This is a genomic window from Paenibacillus sp. MMS20-IR301, assembly GCF_032302195.1.
Taxonomy (GTDB): domain Bacteria; phylum Bacillota; class Bacilli; order Paenibacillales; family Paenibacillaceae; genus Paenibacillus_AQ.
In genome coordinates this window covers 475,840-496,605 of the sequence record NZ_CP135275.1, presented here as the reverse complement: position 1 = coordinate 496,605, position 20,766 = coordinate 475,840, and the positions used below count along the sequence as shown (strand labels likewise).

General features: G+C 52.8%; 17 protein-coding genes. 16 read left to right on the top strand and 1 reads right to left on the bottom strand.

All coding sequences use genetic code 11. The features are described from left to right. Positions 1-112 precede the first annotated feature (112 nt). The 13 genes from LOS79_RS02065 (at position 113) to LOS79_RS02005 (ending at position 17,491) form a co-directional block, all read left to right on the top strand. Entirely contained in the window at positions 113-943 is an 831-nt protein-coding gene (locus LOS79_RS02065; RefSeq protein ID WP_315415913.1) for an AraC family transcriptional regulator, read from the top strand. A 142-nt stretch (positions 944-1,085) separates the two neighbouring features. Next, positions 1,086-2,117: an ROK family protein gene (locus LOS79_RS02060; RefSeq protein ID WP_315415912.1), complete on the top strand. Its 1,032-nt coding sequence runs from the start codon at positions 1,086-1,088 to the stop codon at positions 2,115-2,117. A gap of 109 nt (positions 2,118-2,226) precedes the next feature. Continuing rightward, entirely contained in the window at positions 2,227-3,426 is a 1,200-nt protein-coding gene (locus LOS79_RS02055) for an MFS transporter (RefSeq protein ID WP_315421935.1), read from the top strand. 138 nt (positions 3,427-3,564) lie between these two features. Continuing rightward, entirely contained in the window at positions 3,565-4,230 is a 666-nt protein-coding gene (locus LOS79_RS02050; RefSeq protein ID WP_315415911.1) for a hypothetical protein, read from the top strand. Next, positions 4,217-5,941 (top strand): GMC family oxidoreductase N-terminal domain-containing protein, encoded by a 1,725-nt coding sequence (locus tag LOS79_RS02045; RefSeq protein ID WP_315415910.1) that lies wholly within the window; start codon positions 4,217-4,219, stop codon positions 5,939-5,941. Before LOS79_RS02050 ends, LOS79_RS02045 begins: the two co-directional genes overlap by 14 nt. Positions 5,942-6,235: 294 nt before the next feature. Next, the gene (locus tag LOS79_RS02040) at positions 6,236-7,744 is read left to right on the top strand and encodes a spore germination protein (protein WP_315415909.1); all 1,509 of its coding nucleotides are present in this window, start codon (positions 6,236-6,238) and stop codon (positions 7,742-7,744) included. A gap of 27 nt (positions 7,745-7,771) precedes the next feature. Then, on the top strand, positions 7,772-8,941 hold the full coding sequence (locus LOS79_RS02035; protein ID WP_315415908.1) for a Ger(x)C family spore germination protein: 1,170 nt from the start codon (positions 7,772-7,774) through the stop codon (positions 8,939-8,941). 30 nt (positions 8,942-8,971) lie between these two features. Then, positions 8,972-10,063, top strand: a complete 1,092-nt coding sequence (locus tag LOS79_RS02030) for a GerAB/ArcD/ProY family transporter (RefSeq protein ID WP_315415907.1) — start codon at positions 8,972-8,974, stop codon at positions 10,061-10,063. A 92-nt stretch (positions 10,064-10,155) separates the two neighbouring features. Next, positions 10,156-11,994: a sensor histidine kinase gene (locus LOS79_RS02025; RefSeq protein ID WP_315415906.1), complete on the top strand. Its 1,839-nt coding sequence runs from the start codon at positions 10,156-10,158 to the stop codon at positions 11,992-11,994. Next, positions 11,969-13,576, top strand: coding sequence for a helix-turn-helix domain-containing protein (locus LOS79_RS02020; protein ID WP_315415905.1), 1,608 nt, complete (start codon positions 11,969-11,971; stop codon positions 13,574-13,576). Before LOS79_RS02025 ends, LOS79_RS02020 begins: the two co-directional genes overlap by 26 nt. A 276-nt stretch (positions 13,577-13,852) precedes the next feature. Continuing rightward, positions 13,853-14,827 carry an ABC transporter permease gene (locus tag LOS79_RS02015; protein WP_315415903.1) on the top strand — a complete coding sequence of 325 codons (975 nt, stop codon included), beginning with the start codon at positions 13,853-13,855 and terminating at the stop codon, positions 14,825-14,827. A 42-nt stretch (positions 14,828-14,869) separates the two neighbouring features. Then, entirely contained in the window at positions 14,870-15,826 is a 957-nt protein-coding gene (locus tag LOS79_RS02010) for a carbohydrate ABC transporter permease (RefSeq protein ID WP_315415901.1), read from the top strand. Positions 15,827-15,922: 96 nt separating this feature from the next. After that, on the top strand, positions 15,923-17,491 hold the full coding sequence (locus LOS79_RS02005) for an ABC transporter substrate-binding protein (RefSeq protein ID WP_315415899.1): 1,569 nt from the start codon (positions 15,923-15,925) through the stop codon (positions 17,489-17,491). Positions 17,492-17,585: 94 nt separating this feature from the next. Here LOS79_RS02005 and LOS79_RS02000 read toward each other — a convergent pair whose 3' ends face one another. Then, entirely contained in the window at positions 17,586-18,275 is a 690-nt protein-coding gene (locus LOS79_RS02000) for a GDSL-type esterase/lipase family protein (RefSeq protein WP_315415898.1), read from the bottom strand. A 192-nt stretch (positions 18,276-18,467) separates the two neighbouring features. On the opposite strand from LOS79_RS02000, the gene LOS79_RS01995 reads away from it, so the two are divergent. Genes LOS79_RS01995 through LOS79_RS01985 form a run of 3 tightly spaced genes read left to right on the top strand, consistent with a single transcriptional unit; the run spans position 18,468 to position 20,711 of the window. After that, complete coding sequence (locus LOS79_RS01995) at positions 18,468-19,238, top strand: amino acid ABC transporter substrate-binding protein (RefSeq protein ID WP_315421933.1); 771 nt, start codon at positions 18,468-18,470, stop codon at positions 19,236-19,238. Between the two features lie 51 nt (positions 19,239-19,289). Next, positions 19,290-19,949 (top strand): amino acid ABC transporter permease, encoded by a 660-nt coding sequence (locus LOS79_RS01990; protein WP_315415897.1) that lies wholly within the window; start codon positions 19,290-19,292, stop codon positions 19,947-19,949. Between the two features lie 15 nt (positions 19,950-19,964). Beyond that, complete coding sequence (locus tag LOS79_RS01985) at positions 19,965-20,711, top strand: amino acid ABC transporter ATP-binding protein (RefSeq protein WP_315415895.1); 747 nt, start codon at positions 19,965-19,967, stop codon at positions 20,709-20,711. The last annotated feature ends 55 nt before the right edge of the window (positions 20,712-20,766 follow it).

Below are 20,766 nucleotides of genomic sequence, written 5' to 3'. Positions count from 1 at the left end.
CTTGTAGGAATGGTCATTTTTTGCTAAGTTTATGTATAACCACGGATAAGACCGTATCCACATTGAAATCGCTTACCGTTTAGCGGTCAAGCCAATTAGAAGAGGAGACTCTATGCGCGCTTTTCACGAGAACAGATCCTACGGATCAGCCTTTCCCTTCACTGCCTTCACCACCCGCAATATCGAATATCTGGCTCACTGGCATAATGATCTGGAGCTTGTCCTTGTTCTGGAGGGTTCGATCCGGATGGGGATCAACTCGGATACACGGCTGCTCCAGGCAGGAGATCTGGCCGTCTGCAGCAGCGGGGATATCCACTACTATGACAGCAAGGACAGCTCCTCCACGCTCCTGCTTATTATTTTCAATCCGTCGCTGATCGGCTTCCCGGCAGGCTGGCCGCAGAATATGCGGTTAAGCTCTCCGTTCAAGGAACAGCCCGATTCGCCGGAGAATGGGCCCATCCACCTCCGCCTGTCCGCCGTAATGCAGGAGCTGCTGCAGGAATATACCTTGAAGCTCCCGCAGCATGAACAGCTGGTGATGGGGCTGCTGCATGAGCTGTGTGCCCTGCTGCTGCGGCATATGCCTTTGGATACGGTGAATCCCCACAGGGATAAGCGGCGGATGACCAACATGAAGATTATGCAGGGGGTGCTCCAGTTCCTCGACAGCAATTATATGCATCCTGTTACACTCGCTGACGCAGCTAAGCATGCCAATATGAGCCTGTTCTATTTCTCCCGCTTCTTCAAAAGCATCTCCGGCATGAGCTACATCGCCTATCTGAACAGTATCCGGGTCAATCAGGCGGAATACCTGCTGCTTAACACAGACAAAAGCATTCTTGATATCGCGCTTGAATGCGGCTTCTCCAACATCCGTACCTTCAACCGCGTATTCAAGCAGGTGAAGCTGCGGACTCCCAGCGAGCTGCGTTAAGCCGGCAGAGCACTGCCATCAAAGTATGCTCGATTTTTTTATCCGGACGCTATTGCTTATTTCCCGGAAAATAACTACACTACACTTATTAAAACTCTTTTAATAATAAATAAATAATGATGACCCCAAGGAGGCTCTATACATGGTCAGACCCGCACATAACACCCAGCTGGTCAAAAAAATAAATGTTGAACTGGTCAAAAACATCCTCCGCACCGCCGGAACCGGCACCAAAGCGTCCATCGCCGGCCAAACAAGGCTAAGCGTAGCCACCTGCGGCACCATTCTGAATGAACTGGTCCATAGCGGCGAGATTCTGGAGCTGGGCTGGGAAGAATCCAGCGGCGGCAGGCCTGCGCGGAAGTACCAGTTCAATGCCGATTACTCCCGCATTATCTGTATGATTGTACGTTCGGAGGGCGGTGTGCAGTCAGTCAGTTATGCGCTGGCCAATCTGAACGGGGAAGTGATCGAGCAAAGAGATCAGGTGCATGACGTGATTACCGCAGATACCCTCACGGACTGTCTGGATCAGATTATCATGGCTCATCCTAATGTGCAGGCGGTAGGAATCGGCATCCCCGGGGTGGTCCAGAAGGATGTAATCGGCATATGTGATGTGCCGGAGCTGGCCGGCCAGCCGCTCGGCGCTGTACTTAAGGACCGCTATGAGGAGGTCCAGATTATCATTGAGAATGATATGAATCTGACAGTATACGGGCTCTATCAGAAGCTGCAGCTGGATGAAGAGCACCAGTTTGCCGTGCTGACTTTCCCTAAGAATCATTATCCGGGGGCCGGGTTCATGGTGAACGGGCAGCTGCTTAACGGGAACAGCTTTTTCAGCGGAGAGGTCTCTTACCTGCCTTACGGCATCTCCAGAGAGGAGCAGCTCCGGGTGGTTCAGGGTGACGGCGATCTCCGCCCGCTGGCTGTCCATGCGCTGGTATCCATTATTACTATTATCAACCCTGCCACGTTCGTGCTGACGGGAGACAATATGCCGGAGGACATGCTGGACGCCCTGCGTGCCGGCTGCCTGGACATCATTCCGCCGGAGCATATGCCTGAGCTGATTATCCGGAGCGATACGCGGCAGGAGTACATGGCAGGACTCATTACCACAACCCTGGAAAGCCTGAACTACAGGTTCCAGCTGGTAGAACGGAAATAACCGGCACAATACCACAAGTAATCCAAACAACTCAGGAGGCTATTTTACTGTGAAGGCTCAAGCAGACAATACTACAGTCCAATCCGGCAAACGCAACAATATTTATATTATGCAGCTCGTTACTATTTTTCTCGGCTTTATTGTATTCGGCTTCTCGGAAAATATTAAAGGACCCGCGATTCCGCGGATTCAGTTCGACTTCAACCTGAATGAAGGGCAGCTTGGAACCCTGCTCTCCCTGAACGCACTGGGTTATCTCATTGCCTGTTCCTTCACGGCCATTCTCGTCCGCAAATGGGGCATCAAGGCGGTCAGCATCATCTCCTTCGGCTCGATGGTGCTCTCGGGCGTGCTGATTTACTTGTCGCACAGCTATCCGCTGTTCGCCTCCTCCTATTTCCTGATGTATATCGGCAACGGGATGCTGGAGATCGGGCTGGCGATTCTGGGTGCCCGTATTTTTGTCAAAAACACGGGGATGATGATGAATCTCTCCCACTTTTTCTATGGGCTAAGCTCCACCGTAGCTCCTCTTCTCGCAACCGGGGTAATGTCGCTGAGTGTATTCGGCCACATGCTGGACTGGCGGGGAATGTATCTGGTGATGCTCTCACTTTGTCTGCTGCCAATTCTGACTGCCCTGCGCAGCACCTTCCCCGGTGACGAACTGCCGCATGAGGAACGAACTTCCTTCAAGACGCTGATGTCTGATCCGGCGCTCTGGATGATGGTCATGATCCTGTCGTTCGGCGTCGTTTCCGAGCTTGCAGTGGGCGGCTGGCTAGTTAATTTCCTGGAGAAAGCCTACGCCTGGGATACCGTCAAGGCTTCCGGCATGCTGTCTGCCTTCTTCCTGCTGTTCTCCCTGGGCCGGCTGCTGATCGGTCCGCTGACTGACAAGATCGGCTTCGTGCTCTCGCTGATTATTTTCTCCCTGCTCTCGGCGATTTGCACCTTCATTGCCCTGGCCGGCGGGGAGAGCCTGGCCTTCCTGTTCGCCGTATCCGGCGCAGGGATCGCAATCATCTACCCTACCGTGATGGCCTTCATCGCCCGCCGCTATCCGAACGGAAGCGATACCGCCATCACCTTTGTCGTTACGCTGATGGGCCTTGGCAGTGTCATCGGCAATTATCTGATCGGCTGGGTGATTGAACTCGTCAAAGGCATCTACGGCAGCACCACTGAGCTTGGTCTGCTCCGCGGTCTGCAGGCGGGCTACGGCTTCATCGGCTTATGTGCGGCAATCTGCTCCGTGTCGGGAGTAGTGCTCTATGTGTACTTGAAGCGGAGGCAGGAACTGATCTGATGAATTAAGGACGAATTATTAATGTCGTACAAATAACCTCCCTTCTGCAGCGTCTGAAAAGGCGCCCCGGAGAATAAGTATAGGTATGAGGGAACCTGAGGATCACCGGGTCCCGTTACAGCAAAGGGGGGCTCTATTATGCATCCGGCTGCAGCCTATGCCGCAACCGCCTCTGACTATATTTGTGCCACATTCCGCGCACTTGCAGAAGCACTCATCCCGGACGGTACAGCAAGTTCCGTATATGGGGATGTGGAAGCTGCAGGTGCTGTTGCTTTGTGTGTTCACGAGTATATGATCTGGGAGCTGGATCACAGTCTTTCGCTTATGCAAGGTCTATATTTGAGCGTTGTCCCGTTATCCGGCCCTACCGTCGGCCTGCTCAATTGCGGCGCCGTTCAATTCGTGGCATCGGGTCAGAACCGAAGCGGAATTGATTATTCATTCTGGCCTGTAAGTCCTTTCGCTTCCCTGCATCCGGTGGACCGGATCCGGGTACTCGCCATGCTGGAGCAAACGGATCTCGATCTTGGTGTCCTGCCCCCGCCCTATCAGAGGGATGGCGGCCTGGTACGGTTTATTATAGATTTCCTTAACAGGCAAATCCTGTTCGGAAACTATTCGGAATGGTCTGCCTATGGAAGTACCCGGCTGCAGACGCCGGTGAGACGCAGGCTCGAAGGATTCCCGGCCGGCTGGATACAGGCGGAATACCCGGGAGTAGCCCCGGGTTACCGGGCTTTGTGCGGCAATGTATTGACTATTGTGCGACAAGAAGGGGGCTCTTCCATTGTGTGCAGCTGAAGCCGTGTTCGACGCTGATGTCATTGTTATCGGGTCCGGCGGCGGCGGTGCCGTTGCGGCCAAGGAGCTTGGTGAAGCCGGGCTGAAGGTGCTGGTGCTGGAAGCCGGGGCCTGGTACGGAAACAAGCAGTGGGAGAATCCGAACAGTGAGCGCGGCGGGGAATGGAGTAATGACTCCAGGGATTTGGATATCGGAATCTACAAAAGAATCTTCAATGCATATGAGAACAATATGAATGATGTAGTGTCAGGGGTCTTCCGCTTTGGGCCTGCGGACCGGCGCCGCACACCCTGGCACCGGATCATGAAGCAGAAAGGCGATATCTGGCAGGCTTCCGGGGTCGGCGGGACCACCCAGCATTACTGGTCACAGTCGCCGCGGGCTTTTCCAGACGCGATCGACGGCATCTGGCCGCTAAGTTACCGGGAGCTGATTCCTTATTACGAGAAAGCCGAAGCCACGCTGCCCGTTCAGTTTGCGGCAGCAACGCCCAAGGAGGAGCTGTTCTATTACGGTGCCAAGAAGGCCGGCTGGCAGCTGAACCCTACCCTGAATGTAACGACAGCAGGATACAGGCCGAATCCCAATGCCATCCTGCCGCCTAATGAGAAGCTGATGGATGAGCGGTATTCGCTTGAGGAATTGTCGCATATGGAAGGCTGTACCCTGCGGGGGAACTGTGTGAATGGCTGTGCTACCGGCCCGTCTGTGGAACGGATAGCCAAACGCAGCACACTGGTCAGTTATGTTCCGCTTGCCCTGAAGACCGGCAATGTGTCGATCCGGCCCAATTCCTTCGTCATTAAAATTCTTACGGCGCATGATTCCGGGGGAGGCATTCGTGCGAGCGGCGTACAGTTCCGGGATACATGGAGCGGTGAAATCGGCGAGCTGACGGCCAGGACCGTCATTATGGCTGCCGGCTGTATTGAATCTCCGCGCCTCTGGCTGAATTCAGATCTTCCCCGTAACGAATGGGTAGGCAGAGGGTTAACCAATCACTGCTTTGACTGGGTGGGCGGTGTCTTTGACGAGAAGGATCTGATGAGTATAATGGGCCTTCCGTCCGTCTATCCGTACATGGGCCAGACATCGGGAGCGCGGGTGGATATTCCGGGAACGGGAATCTTCCAGGTGTCCTGCCTCAGCCCGGGGCTGATGTCCTTTCTGACGTACGGCTTCAGTGAAGCAGGGTATAACTCGCTGAATCCGCCGGAACCCGGAGCCCCCTGGGATATCCGCGGCAGGGTAGTCGGACCGCAGCTGAAGGAACTGATGCGCAATTATAGCCGGACCATGACGATGCTGCTGCTGACCGATGATGAGACACTCTACCGCAACAGGGTTGAGGTGGACCCGCTGGTGAAGGATGAACACGGTCCTGTCCCGGTCATTCATTACACCCCGAGCGCGAAGACACTGAAGCGGCGTGATCAGCTGGCAAGATACGCCTCGGATACAATGCGGCAGGCCGGTGCCCGGCAGATTATCCGTTCAGACACCCCGTTCGGCTTCATGCTTCATCTGGAGAGCACGATGCGGATGGGATATGTTACAGATACGAATTGTGAGGCGCTGCAGGTCAAGCGCTTGTTCATCGCCGATAACAGCGTGCACTTCAACGGAATCGGCGGACCGAATCCGACCCTCACGACCCAGGCGCTGGCTACACGGACAGCGGAGAAGATCGTAACCAAATACTTCAGCTAACCTCCAAGCACAGTGGAGAAATACAACACTAACCCCGACAAGGCAATGATCAGCAGAAAGGCCGCTGCTTTTCCGATAACCTTCACTCCTTACCCTCCCTTTCTAGCAGCTTACAGTTCTTATGGCATGCAGTATGTACTGCAACCGGACAAATATACCCACTCAGCTCCAGCTGCCTCACGAAACCGGCTATCCCCAAGGTGATTCGAACCTTCGCGGATAGCTTTTTTCTTGTCCATTTGGATAATCCGGTAATAGATGGAGAATGTTATCAGGAAGAGAGGGGGCAGACTGATGAAACGGAAGCAACGGGCGGCAGATCCTTTTGCCGCACAAATAAAAGCCCTGGAGCCTGAGCACGACCAAGGCGTCCATGAGCAATTGAGTGACAATGAAGCAGCCATTACCGGAGTGTTCGCGAACTGCTCCGATCTCGTTGTACGCAGACTCCTTATCTTCGGCACTATACCCGCCATGATCGTCTATCTTGATGTTCTGATTGATAAGCAGCTGTGGGATGACGGATTTCTGGAGCCCTTAATGCAGCAGGAGGCCATTAAGGATGTTTCTTCCTCCGAGTTATATGAGGTGCTCCAATACAGACTGTCAGCCATTGTGCAGCCCTCGGTGGTCACGGGCATGAAGGACATCGCCCTAAGGATGGTCAGCGGGGAAAGCGTCTTATTCGTGGAATCCTCCGCGCGGGCGTTTACTTTTGCAGTCAAAGATAAGCTGAACCGGGCGCTGGAAGAGCCTTCAACAGAAGCTGTAATCCGCGGACCGCGCTACGGATTCATCGAGAAGATGGATATTAATCTGGCGCTGATCCGCCACCGGCTCCGCACCCCCCGGCTGAAGATCGAGAAGGTCTGCGCAGGCAGCCTCTCACGTACCGGAATTGCCATTGTCTACATTGAAGGCATCGCAGAGCATAGTGTGGTTGAGGAAGTAAAAAGGCGGATTGCCGGCATCGACATGGACAGCGTGCTCGAATCCGGTTATATCGAAGAATTGATCTGTGATCATCCTTACTCCCCCTTTCCGGTTATTCAGGCCACCCAGCGTCCGGATATGACAACAGGCTCGCTTATTGAAGGCAAGGTTGCAGTGATTACTGACGGCTCGCCTATGGTGCTGATTCTGCCTGTTACCTTCTGGTTCGGCTTTCAGTCTGCCGAGGATTATTATATGAAATTCATGTTCGCTACCATGCTGCGCTGGCTGAGATACCTGTTCGCCTTCTTCGCGATGGCGCTGCCTTCTATCTTCATTGCAATCACAACATTCCACCAGGAAATGATTCCTACAAGCTTAACGCTGAGTCTCGCGGCAGCCCGTGAAGTTGTCCCTTTTCCGGCGATTGTCGAGGCACTGATCATGGAAATCACGTTCGAAGCCCTGCGTGAGGCTGGTATCCGCCTCCCCCGGCCGGTAGGCCAGACGATCAGTATTGTAGGTGCGCTTGTTATTGGACAAGCCGCAGTACAGGCAGGAATTATTTCCGCTACAATCATCATTGTCGTCTCTATCACAGGCATCTCTTCGTTCCTGATTCCCAATCCGGGGATGAGCCAGGCGATAAGCATAATTCGCTTCCCGCTCATGCTGCTTGCTGCAACCTTCGGCCTATACGGGCTCGGCATCGGCTTGCTGGCAATACTGGTGCATCTGGTGAATCTGCGTTCCTTTGGTGTGCCTTACATGAATCCGGTAGCTCCTGTCAGCACCAGCGGCCTGGCCGATACATTGATCAGAGCCCCGTGGCAACTGATGCGCAGGCGCCATAAGCATTCAAGAGATTGACAGCTATTAACTAAAGCGGGAGGCCACATGAACAGAGTGACAATAGCAAGCAGGGCTGTAATTCTCCTGCTCATTCTTAGCATGATAACCGCCTGCTGGGACCGCAGGGAGATGGATGACCTCGCTTTAATTATGGGTAGTGGAATCGACCTTACAGAAGACGGGCTGATTGAGGTATCTTATCAGATTGCGCTGCCTACAGGAATTCCCAGTGCTGTGAAGTCGGGCGGAAGCCAGAAACAGGTCGTCGTCATCTCAGCAAAGGGGAATGATCTGCAGGAGGCCCTTGGCCGGATACAGGCACAGATGTCCAGATTCATTTATTTTGGTCACCGGGAAATCATGCTGATTGGTGAGAATTGTGCACGGCATGGCCTGAATCAGATACAGGATCTTTTCACCCGGTATCCAGAGACCCGCTTTAACAGCTATGTCTTGACAACGTATGGGGGGACTGCCAAAGAAATTCTGAATGCCCCTTATCCCATGGAGCTTATTCCGGCCCTTGCCATCAGCAAAATCCAGAATAGCAGACTCAGCTTCTCCGTAAAGCTTGATAAATTTCTTGAAGCCTTCTCAACACCCGGAATCTCCCCGGTGACGGCAGCCATACGGATTATCCATAAGGGCACTGATAAAGAGTCCATTGTCATCGACCGCGCAGCCGTTTACCAGGGCAATACACTCAAAGGATTTATTCCGCCGGATGAACTAGAACTACTGCGATGGTGGATAGATGATCCTTACCGTCTGGGCTTCACCATGCAAATTGAACCGGAAGATAAAAACTATAAGGGAACCGTAAGCATCAAATCCTCGAAGAGCAGTGTAAAAATTCATTCGAAGATTATAGACGGAAGGCCCGAGGCTAAAGTCAATTTCCGCATAGTGGTCAAAGCGGTCTCTAACAATACAAAACTGGATCTAAACAACGTCAAAGACAGAACTTTTGTAGAGAAGAAGTTTGCTGTGCACTTGCACACCAAATTTATTCAAATGTTAAACCTTGTGCAAAAAGACCTCAAGACGGATATCTTTGGGATAGGAGAAGATCTCCATATAGAGCATCCTTATGTCTGGAAAAAAATAAAGGACTCGTGGTCCGAGCTTTTCCCGGAAATACCGGTGTCTATTGAGGTCAAGGTTCAAATTGAACAAATCGGCAAAACACAAGGCCACTCTGAAATTAAAAAATAACAAATCCTAAAATTGAAGAGGATAATCACAATGAATCTGAAAATCTCGGGCATGCAGATCTTCTGGCTCATCTTCAGCATGAATCTTGGCATGACCCTGGTCATGACACTTACCTCCAGCCTTCAGGCCGCCAGGCAGGATGCCTGGATCTCGATTATTATAGCGGGCTGCATCGCCCTGCTGATCGCTGTGCTGGTCACACAGGTTGCCCGGCTGGCTCCGGGTCAGAGCCTCATTGAATACAGTCCGCTCATTCTCGGCAAATGGCTTGGTAAGCTGGTAATTATGATTTATCTGGTTCAATGGTATACGATTATTCCGATTGTGCTCCGCCAGTTCACCGACCTGGTGAATATCATGCTGCTTCCCGAGACGCCAAAAGAATTAATAATTCTGCTCATGGTCTTACTTCTTACTTATGCAACGTATGTAGGAGGAATTGAAGGAATCGGCCGATGCAGCGAATTTCTCGGCCCCATCATCATGATTACAGTGCTGCTAGTCCTGCTGGCGAACAGTAATCATATTCACTGGAAGAATATCCTGCCGGTCTACGTGGACAGCGGAGCCAAACATATTGTGCAAGGTTCGTTTGCTCCTGCCTCCTATCTTGGCCATTCCGTAGAATACCTGATGTTTGCTTCCTTCTTGAAACAGCCCCGCAAAGGCGCTCCATATGCCATTTGGGCTGTATTGTTCGCTAACTTACTGGTACTCCTAACCACCATAATGATCATTGCGATCCTTGGCGTCAATCTTAGTCCCAACATGTGGTACCCCTTCTTCGAGATGACGCAGAAAATATCGCTGTTTGGCTTCATAGATAACTTCGACGCCATTCCGGTTGTAATCTGGATGTCCAGCGTGTTCATTAAGCTGGCTGTCTATTTCTTCGTGGTCAGCTATGGAACGGCCCAATTCCTGAAGATCGGCAACTGGAAGCTGCTGATCTGGTTCATTGCTCCGGTCATGTTTGCTTTTGCACTGATTCCGCAAAATGTAACGGAGGCTACCACAAATTATCTGCTGCGCTACTGGGTGCCTGTTGCTTTGCCTGTGAACATGCTGGGCCTGCCGCTATTGTTACTGATTGTCGGTAAATGGAGGAAGCTCAAGCCTTAGCTCTGTGGCATGTGTATAGTTGTATTGGCATATTTTCATAGATTGGGTTATTCTATTATGAAAATATGCCAAGCGGACAGGAGGGAATTCAGATGCGATACTGGCTGTCGATGCGCTTTCGCATTGTGTTCGGCTTCCTCCTCATCGTCACTCCGCTGGTCCTCTTCCTCATTTACAACAATCTGTACGCCGCCCGGATCGTCCGTGAGCAAATCTCCGCCAATTACGGCAAGCTGTCCGGTATACAGGTTAACGCCAATGATTCGCTTCTGAAAAACACCTACAACTTCCTGATCCAGCTTGATACCGCGAATGATTCGGAAATCCTGTCCCTCAAAACCTTGCCCGTAAGCGATCCCGACTACACGCTGGCCAAGGTCCGGCTGTACAACCGCTTCCTGCTGGATACCAATTACTATAAAATGATTGATACCTTCTTCGTCTATCTGGACAAGGAGAGCAATTATCCCCTCTTCGCTACCCAGAACGTTAACACGGCCTATGCAATGAATATGCTGCTCAAATCCTATTCTGCCGGCTTCGCTTCGCGCGGCCAAGGAATCAGCGACCGCTGGGAGATCATCCGGATGCCGGGAGGCGGCAATTACCTGATCAAGGCTGTCGATATCGGCTTCGGCATGCTGGACGGGGCCCTCGTTCAGCTGGATACGCTGAATCAGACACTCGCGGCGCTTGATGTCGGACCGGAGGGCTCTGTTTTCATTATGGACGGCGGGGGCCGCCTGCTCTCCTCGGGCATGCTCCCTGACGGACAAGACAACGCCTTCCGTACCTCTGTCCTGCAGATGGAGGCTCCATCCGGCACACTCCAGTGGAAGAATAAGAAGTACCTGGTGCTGACGCAGAGCTCACAGTACTCCGATATCCGTTACGTCATCGTGACGCCGGAGTCCTATATCCTGAAGAACCTGCCTTACCTGCAAAAGCTGCTCTATTACTGGGTTCCGCTGCTCTCCGTTATGGCACTCAGCGGTTATATCCTCTATCTGCAGCGCTTCTTATTCCGCCCACTGGCCCGGCTCACCGGCGGGATGCGCAAGCTCGGCTACGGAATGCTGGATGTGCGGCTCCCGGACCAGAGGGACACCAAGGAATTCTCCCTCATGACAACCACATTTAATGAGATGGCCCGGCATATTGAGCAGCTCAAGATTGATGTGTACGAAGAGCAGCTGCGGGTGCAGCGGGCCGAATACAAGCATTTGCAGATGCAGATCAACCCGCATTTTTATATGAACAGCCTCAATATTATCTATAACATGGCAGCGCTCAAGGAGTACAAATCGGTTCAGAAGATGAGCCTTCATCTGGCAGATTATTTCCGCTTCCTGATGCATGGCGACCGCTCTTCCATCCCGCTTGAGAATGAGCTCGGGCATATCCGGCATTACCTGGAAATCCAGAAGCTGCGTTACATGGATATGCTGGACTATGAGTTTCAAGTGCTGCAAGAGCACCTGAAGCTGACCGTCTCCCCGCTGCTGCTGCAGCCTTTCGTGGAGAATGCTATTCTCCACGGCCTGACCGCGCGCCAGCAGGACGGCACACCGTTCCGGATCATCATTAGCTCGGCAGACGATAGCGATCCTGCCGGCCGGTATGCCGTCATCACCATTACGGATAACGGCCCGGGCTTTCCGGAGGATATGCTTAGCGGGCTGGTCAGCGGCAGGTATGCAGACGGCACAGGTGACAAGCATCTGGGCATCTGGAATGTGCTCCGCAGGTACAAGCTGCTGTACGGAGACGGAATCCGGGACGGGATCCGCTTCAGCAACTGCGCTGACGGCGGCGCCGTGGTTGAAGTACGGCTGCCGCAGTTAAGCAGCTTACCCGGGAGCCGTGAAGGCGCCGGGCCGCAGCAGGAAATGAAGGAGGATACCGATGGTTACGATGCTGGTGGTAGATGATGAAATATACGCACTTAAAGGGATTACGCAGGGCATTGACTGGAGCAGCCTGCCCATCTCGAAGATACTTGAAGCCGGCAGCGTGCAGTCCGCCAAACAGCTTATGCAGCAGCAGCCAGTCCAGCTTGTCATCTCTGACATTGAGATGCAGCAGGCCAGCGGACTTGAGCTGCTCCGCTGGATACACGGGAATTACCCGCATACGCTGGTCATCTTCCTGACCGGCCATGCCCGCTTTGAATACGCCCATGAGGCGCTGCAGCTGGGCTGCTTCGATTATGCGCTCAAGCCGATTGATCATGACCTGCTGAAGGGCATTGTCGGCCGGGCTTTGACGGAGCTTGAAGCACAGCAGCAGCAGCGTTCCTTCCATGAGCTGCTGGAACAGCATCAGCAGCAGTGGAGCATGCAGCTGCCGGTGCTGGTCGAGCGCTTCTGGCAGGACCTGCTGGCCGGAAGGCTCCCCCTTCAGCCCAAACGGCTGGACCGGCAATTCGGCCTGTATCACATTCCGCTGCGGGCTGACGGTCATGTATTGCCTATACTGCTTAGTATTGAGCACTGGAATACAGACATGAGTGCCCGGGATGAGACGATTATGGAGTATGCCCTCCGCAAGGAGGCTACAGAGATTATTATCGGCAAGCTAAGCGGGGTAGTCATTCAGGACAGTCACGAGCTGAATCTGATTCTGCTCTACGGCAAGGAGGATGAGGCGCTGGACCGGGAGGCGTTGCTTAAGCGCTGCCGCCAGTTCGTGTCTGCGTCTTCAGGCCTCCACTGCCGGATTTCCTGTTATGTCGGAAGCGAAACGCCGCTTGTAGAGCTGACGGAGGTAATCGCCAGCCTGGTTCAGGCGGAACGGACGAACACGACTTCGCCGGAATCGGTTATCGATGCCGGTGCGGTTGCAGATACCGGAATTCCCGGTGAGGCCGGGCTGCTTCCCTCTTTAGGCGAATGGGCAGAGCTGCTGGAACAGGGACAGCAGGAGGAGCTGATCCGCCAGCTGGAGCTCACCGTGAAGCGGCTGCAGAGGGAGACGGCCAGCCGTGAGCTGCTGGAGCAGCTCTATTACGGGCTGTTGCACATGTTCTATCAGGCTGCTTACCGCAAAGGCCTGTCCATCTATGAGTTGCTCAGCGTTCAAGAGCTGAATGACACCCAGGCCGTCCGCTCGCCGCAGCATTTGCTGCAGTGGGCAAGGCGTCTGGCCTGCAAAACCGCTGAAGCCTTCGAGAGCCGGCAGCGGAATTCCTCGCCGGTCATTACCAAGGCGTACCAGTATATCCAGGAGCATCTGCATCAGGATTTGACCCGTGATGATATCGCCGCCCTGGTCGGCCGTAATCCGGCATACCTGTCCCGCCTGTTCCGCAAGGAAACAGGCATGTCCCTGTCAGAATACATTACACTTCAGCGGATTGAGCGGGCGAAAAAGCTGCTGGTGGAGACGGGTGACAAAATCAGCAGCATCGCTGAAGGACTGGGTTATGTACACTTTTCCTACTTCGCCAAGCTGTTCCGCAAGCTGACCGGCTTCACCCCGCAAGATTACCGGAGAATACACCGTTCGTCATAATTCTGTATCATCTGCTGCAGCCCATATAAAAACCGCACTCCCTTCGATAGGGCCTGCGGTTTTTATGTGTTTATTTGATATTTTTTCATGATTTATTGAAATATCATCACGATTATTTTCATTTCTATCATAGTAATAACTTTATATGTTAGATATTTTTCCGCGAAAGTCACATATTTGCTATTCATGTCATTTGAGTAGATAGAATCGCTGACACAATCTATCTATACTGAAGCCAGTAGAAAGAACCACAGAGCCGAAAGGAACGTGAGAAGAATGAACCAACCTGTCGAGGCTGTCCAGATGCCTCTGCCCGCCGCCGGCAACAGCCGCAGGCAGAACATCGGATATTGGCGGAAGTACGGGGCGTTTTACCTGATGATGACCCCCGCGCTGCTCTTCCTGCTCATTAACAACTACCTTCCTATGATCGGATCTGTCATTGCCTTCAAGAACGTGAATTATCAGACCGGGGTGTTTCAGAGCCCGTGGATCGGCTGGAAGAACTTCAGCTTCCTGTTCAGCACCAGTGACGCGTGGAATATTACGAAGAATACCATTATCTACAACGCCGTATTTATTATTCTGAATCTGATTATCGGTGTCGCGCTTGCCCTGTTATTCAATGCAATGCGCAGCCGCCGGCTCGCCAAATTCCACCAGACAATGATGTTCCTGCCGTATTTCCTCTCCTGGATTATCGTCACCTATCTCGTCTATGGCTTCCTCAACCCGGAGATCGGCCTGATTAACAAATCCCTGCTCCCTTCCCTCGGCATTCAGCAAAGCTTCGACTGGTATTCCGATCCCAAGTACTGGCCGTACATTCTGCCAATTGTTAACACCTGGAAGGGCATCGGTTATTACGCCGTATTCTACCTGGCAGCGATCATCGGAATCGACAAGGAGTATTACGAAGCGGCTACGATTGACGGTGCATCCAAATGGCGCCAGATCCAGTCCATTACGCTGCCGCTGATCCGCCCTGTAGTCATAGTGCTCACGATGCTCCAGGTCGGCCGCATTTTCTATTCGGACTTCGGACTCTTCTATCAGGTGACCCGCAATGCCGGCGCTCTATACGATACGACACTCGTAATTGATACTTATGTGTATCAGGGGCTGATCGTTACCGGTGATTTCGGGATGTCCTCGGCGGCAGGCTTGTATCAGGCGGTTGTCGGCTTCATCCTCGTCTTCGTCAGCAATCTGATCATCCGGAGAATCAGCCGTGAGGATGCGTTATACTAGCCGGAAGGCCCGCAATCATCCATTATAGGAGGTCGGCACATTATGGCAACACTCTCAATGAAGAATACCAACGGCAAGCTGAAGGCAGGCGGGAAGCCGCGCTCAGTAACCGATATTTCCAAGCCCGCCAATACCTTAATCAATATTTTCTTCTGGATCTATTCCGCGCTCTGCATCATACCGTTCGTGCTGGTGCTTGTCGTCTCCTTCACAGATGAGAAAACCGTGCTGCTAAACGGTTACAGCCTCTTCCCGGAGAAGCTGAGCTTGTCCGCTTACGATTTCCTGCTGAATGACTGGAGCAGCATCGTCCGCTCTTATGGAATCTCCATATTCGTCACCATCATCGGCACCGTCCTGTCCATTGTGATCATGGCCCTGTTCGCCTATCCAATCTCCAGAAGAGATTTCAGGCAGCGCGGGCTATTCTCCTTCATCATGGTGTTCACCATTCTGTTCAATGCCGGTCTTGTCCCGTTCTACATGATGTATACCCAGTATCTGCATCTGCAAAATACACTGGCCGTGCTCATCCTCCCCTACCTGGTTCAAGGCTTCTTCGTACTCGTGATGCGGACATTCTTCACCAATTCCGTACCCACCGAGCTGATTGAATCCGGCAAAATCGACGGGGCCGGCGAATGGCGTATCTTCGCCCAAATCGTCCTCCCGCTCTCCCTGCCCGTGCTCGCCAGTGTAGGTCTGCTGTGCACCTTAAATTACTGGAATGACTGGTATTTGAGCATGCTGTTCATTAACGATGATACACACATCAATATCCAGTACCGGATGTATAAGGCGCTGCAGGATATGCAGTTCCTGAGCTCCAACTCCACCGCTTATGCGGCGATTATGCGCCAGAATCCCAGCTATCAGCTCCCGAGTGAAACGGTGCGCATGGCGATGGCCGTCGTCGGCATCGGACCGATTATCTTCGCTTATCCTTTCTTCCAGCGTTTCTTCATTGAAGGACTGACGGTCGGAGCCGTTAAGGGCTGATTCCGGGAGCAGATAAGCATCTCCACACAGAGCTCCACCCGGTATTCAGCCGGTTGAATATAGCTGCATCTATATTGAAAAGGGAGGCCAACCCCGATGTTTAGAACAAGCCTGAAGAATGCTAAAGGCAAGATTGCGCCATCAACTGCCCTACTCGCGATGTCCCTGCTGCTCGCCGCATGCGGCGGCACACAGAATAACAGCGCAGCCGGCACCGGCACTGCTTCCCCGGATTCAGCCGGTAATTCTGCAGCCGCTGAGCTGAAGCCTTATGAGGTAAAGCTGCTGTGGGAAGGCCCGGCACAAAAGGATGTACTGGCCGTTGAAGCGAAAATCAATGAATATCTGCAGCCCAAGATCAATGCCACTGTCAAGATCAGCACGCTGGACTGGGGACAGTATGACGAGAAGATGCCGCTGCTCATCGCCAGCCGTGAGCCTATGGATATCGTGTTCACTGCGCAGTGGAACGGCTATGCCAACAACGTCTCCAAAGGCGCTTTCCTGCCGCTGAATGATACCGGCGCAGCAACCGGCGATCTGCTGGAGCAATACGGCAAAGACATCTCAAGCTCACTCGATTCCGCCTTCCTGAAAGGCTCCTCAGTCGGGGGCAAGATCTATGGCATTCCTACGAACAAAGAGATGGCAGCCCAGGGCGGGGTCTTATACCGCAGTGATATCGCTGAAGAGCTGGGCTTGACCGAGGCACTGAATAATGTCAAGACTGTTGCCGACCTGGAGCCGATCCTGCAGGCCGTCAAGGAGAATAAAGGCGCCGGCTTCACCCCGCTGTTCATGTCCAAGAGCTCCAACTTCAACACCCATTACATGGCCCAGCTCGATTTCCTGGGCGATGATACCATCGACGGCGCTGTTCGCAAGGACGGTGAGAACACCACCGTAATCAGCCGTTTCGAGGACCCGGATTATATGGCCCAGATTGAACTGACACGCAAATTTTTCGAAGAAGGCCTTATTAATAAAGATGCAGCGACCACATCCGTCGGCGACCCGCTGAGCAGCGGCAATGTCTTCATGGCGATTGCTTCACTCAAACCGGGCTGGGACAAGGAATATGCCATCTCCGTAGGGATGGAGGGCAAAATCAAGCAGCTGGAGCTGGGCCCGGCAACCGTATCCACCAGTGAAACGGCAGGCGCGATGCTGGCCGTCTCCTCGACTTCCAAAGACCCTGCCCGGGCCATGATGGTCATCAATCTGCTGCACTCCGACAAGTACCTGATCAACCTGATCAACTTCGGGATTGAGGGCGAGCACTACACGAAGGTATCCGATAACGTCATTACCTCCGGCCCCAAAGCGGCGGACTATACTCCGGGCGTAGCCTGGGAGCTCGGGAACCAGTTCCTGAACTATACCTTTGAATCGGAAGATCCGAACAAGTGGGAGCAGACCAAGGTGTTCAACGAAAGTGCCCATCAGTCTCCGGCCCTTGGATTCATCTTCAATGTAGAGCCGGTCAAATCACAGGCGGCCATCCTGATCAATATTTCAAAGCAATATGCCGCTGCCCTGGAGACCGGAGCCATCGATCCGGCCAAAGCACAGGAATGGTACGACAAAGAGAAGAAGAACGGCCTTGGTGATATTCTGGCCGAGAAGCAGAAGCAGCTGGATGAATTCCTGGCAAGCAAGCCATAATTCACGGAGCATGAATATGAAGGTTACAGTAAAAAGCAGCGGTTCGCCCTCCCGGGAGAACCGCTGCTTTTTTCCTGATGCGTCCGGCAGCTGTTCACAAATAAGCCTTAAGATTATTCAGCACCACCGCATAACCGCTAGCATACATGTGAACCCCGTCCATCGTATACGCTTCTTTCAGATTCCCTTCCCCGTCGGTTAACCCCTCATTCACATTAATGAAAGGATATCCATGCCGCTCCGCCAGCTTCTCCACCTCGGCATTCGCCGCAAGGAGTGCTGCATTCGTTCTTGTGCTGAACATGCCTGCCTTCATCGCCTGATCGATCCCGCTGAAATCCGCTTTGGCATTTACCGGGTAATACGCCATCACATACACCTTGCATCCGGGCAGCCTGGCCCCTATCCGGGTCAAAATCTCATTATAGTTCTCCAGCAGCCGCAAGGGCTGGTATTCACCGTCCGCCGAAGCAATGTCGTTAGTGCCGATATTGATGAACAGCTTCGACGGCTCCAGCTCAAAAATGCATTCTTCCATAGTGGATAACAGCTCTCTTGTTACATAGCCTGCAATTCCACGGTTATAGATTACCGTCTGCCGTGCGAGACTCTGCTGCAATTCATTCACCGGGAAAAATTCCATCAGTGAGGAGCCCGCCATCACGGTTTGCCCTTTTACTGCCAGAGAATTAAGGATGCTGTATTTCTTCACCTTCTCCGCTTTCTCATTGAGCGAATGCTCCTGCATGAACGCATTGATGATCTCTTCCGCATTTTGAGCCAATATCATCGCCTCCAAAAAAATATGTATACGCTTTATTATGCTTCATCTGCCTTCCCCTTGGCAAAGGTGCACAGATATGTTCCGCTTCTCTATCGACGTAATTCACATGATATGTTATTATGATACCCTGATAACGTGTTAACGAACTAAAGCGCGTGTTGTTGCGTTTAATTTACTAGGGGGATTCAAGTGATGAAGAGACAAGGCATATTCGTTCTATTAATAGTTATGGCTATTGCTGTAATAGCAGGCTGCTCCAGTTCAGGAGGCAATGACGGTAAGCTGGTGATCGGGATTGATGATAAATTTGCCCCGATGGGCTTCCGGGATGATAACAATGAGATTGTCGGCTTCGATATTGATTATGCGCGGGCAGCAGCTGAGAAAATGGGCAAAGAGGTTACCTTCCAGCCGATTGACTGGTCTGCCAAAGAATCGGAGCTAAGCAGCGGACGTATTGATATGATATGGAACGGTTACACCATCACGGATGAGCGCAAGGAAAAGGTATTATTCACCAGACCTTACTTGAAGAACAGCCAGGTCGTAGTGGTGCTTGCGGATTCGGCGCTGTCTGCGCTTGGTGATCTGGCCGGCAAGGAAGTCGGACTGCAGAGCCTTTCATCTGCTGCCGATGCCCTGGATGCGAATCCGATTAAGGCAGAGCTGAAGGGTGTCTCTGAATTTACCGATAATGTGCTTGCTCTGACAGACCTCAAATCGGGCCGTCTGGATGGCGTTGTTATTGATGAAGTAGTGGCCAGATATTACATATCTAAAGAGCCGGATACTTATAAGCTGATGGAAGAGTCGCTTGCTCCTGAAGAGTACGGCGTCGGAATTAAGAAAGGTAATGCGGAGCTGCTGAAGACCCTGCAGAAGGCGCTTGACGAGCTGAGCAGTGACGGGACAGCCGCCGAGATCTCAACGAAATGGTTCGGCGAAGACAAAGTATTGAACTAGATAGATTGAACTTACAAAATTCAAGTTAAGGGTAGAGTGGCGGAGGAAGACATGGATATCGACTATATTATTAAAATTTCCGGGCCGATGCTGGAGGGTGCGCGAACCACAGTATTGCTGTTTCTGATCGTTATTGTGCTGTCCATTCCGCTCGGAATGGCGGTCACCCTGCTGGCCAAAAGCCGGATCAAGCCGCTGGCCTGGATCGCCCATACTTATATTTATGTGATGCGCGGAACCCCGCTGCTGCTGCAGCTGTTATTCTTCTGCTTCGGTCTGCCGCAGATTCCGGTGATCGGGCAATACCTGGTCATGGACCGGTTCGTTGCCGCCAGCCTTGGCTTCATTCTGAATTACGGGGCTTACTTTGCCGAGATCTTCCGCGGCGGGCTGCTCTCGATTGATAAAGGCCAGCATGAAGCCGCCCAGGTGCTTGGGCTTAGCCGGTGGCAGACGCTGCGCAAGGTCATTCTCGCCCAGATGTTCCGGGTGGCCCTGCCTGCGGTAGCCAACGAGTCCATCACCCTGGTGAAAGACACCGCTCTGCTGTATGCCGTAGCTGTGCCTGAGCTGCTGAACTTTGCCAAGACGGCGGTTAACCGGGACTTCACCGTAACTCCTTTTGTTGTCGCAGGTGTAATATATCTGCTGATGACACTAGTGCTTACACTGTTCTTCAAGGCGCTGGAGAAACGATTCAAATTTGAGTAGAAGGGCTGTATAGCTATGAGTAGCATGATTGAAGTTCGGCAATTGCAAAAGTCCTTCGGCAGCCTCGATGTGCTGAAGCAGATTACCTTTGATGTGAATCCGGGAGAGGTTGTTGCGGTAATCGGGCCCTCCGGCTCCGGCAAAAGCACCATGCTGCGCAGCCTTGTGCATCTGGAGGAGGTCACCGGCGGCGGCATCAAAATTCACGGCAAAGCACTTGTCGAGAATGGCAAATATGCCGGCAGTACGGAAATCCGGGAGATTACAGCAACGATGGGCATGGTGTTTCAACACTTCAACCTGTTCCCGCATCTTACGGTAAAGGGCAATCTGGAGCTGGCCCCGCGGACGCTGAAACGGGAGAGCCTGCAGGAGATCGAGGCCAAAAGCCAGGCGCTGCTCGCCAAGGTCGGCCTTGCCGATAAGGCGGATGTCTATCCCTCCATGCTGTCAGGCGGACAGAAGCAGCGGGTGGCGATCGCCAGGGCGCTGATGCTCAGCCCGGACATTCTGCTGTTTGACGAGCCGACCTCGGCGCTTGATCCGGAGCTGACCGGCGAGGTGCTGCGCGTCATCCGCCAGCTGGCTGAGGAGAACATGACGATGATCATCGTTACGCATGAGATGAGCTTCGCCCGCGATGTGGCTGACCGCGTATTCTTCATGGATAACGGGGAGATCGCCGAATCGGGCACCCCGGAGGCGCTGTTCGGCAATCCGCGGCTGGAGCGGACACGGATGTTCTTGAATCAGGATAAATAGTACGGCGGTTTGGCGTTTGTGGTGGATGTATAACAAGTGGAAATTCAGCACTTAT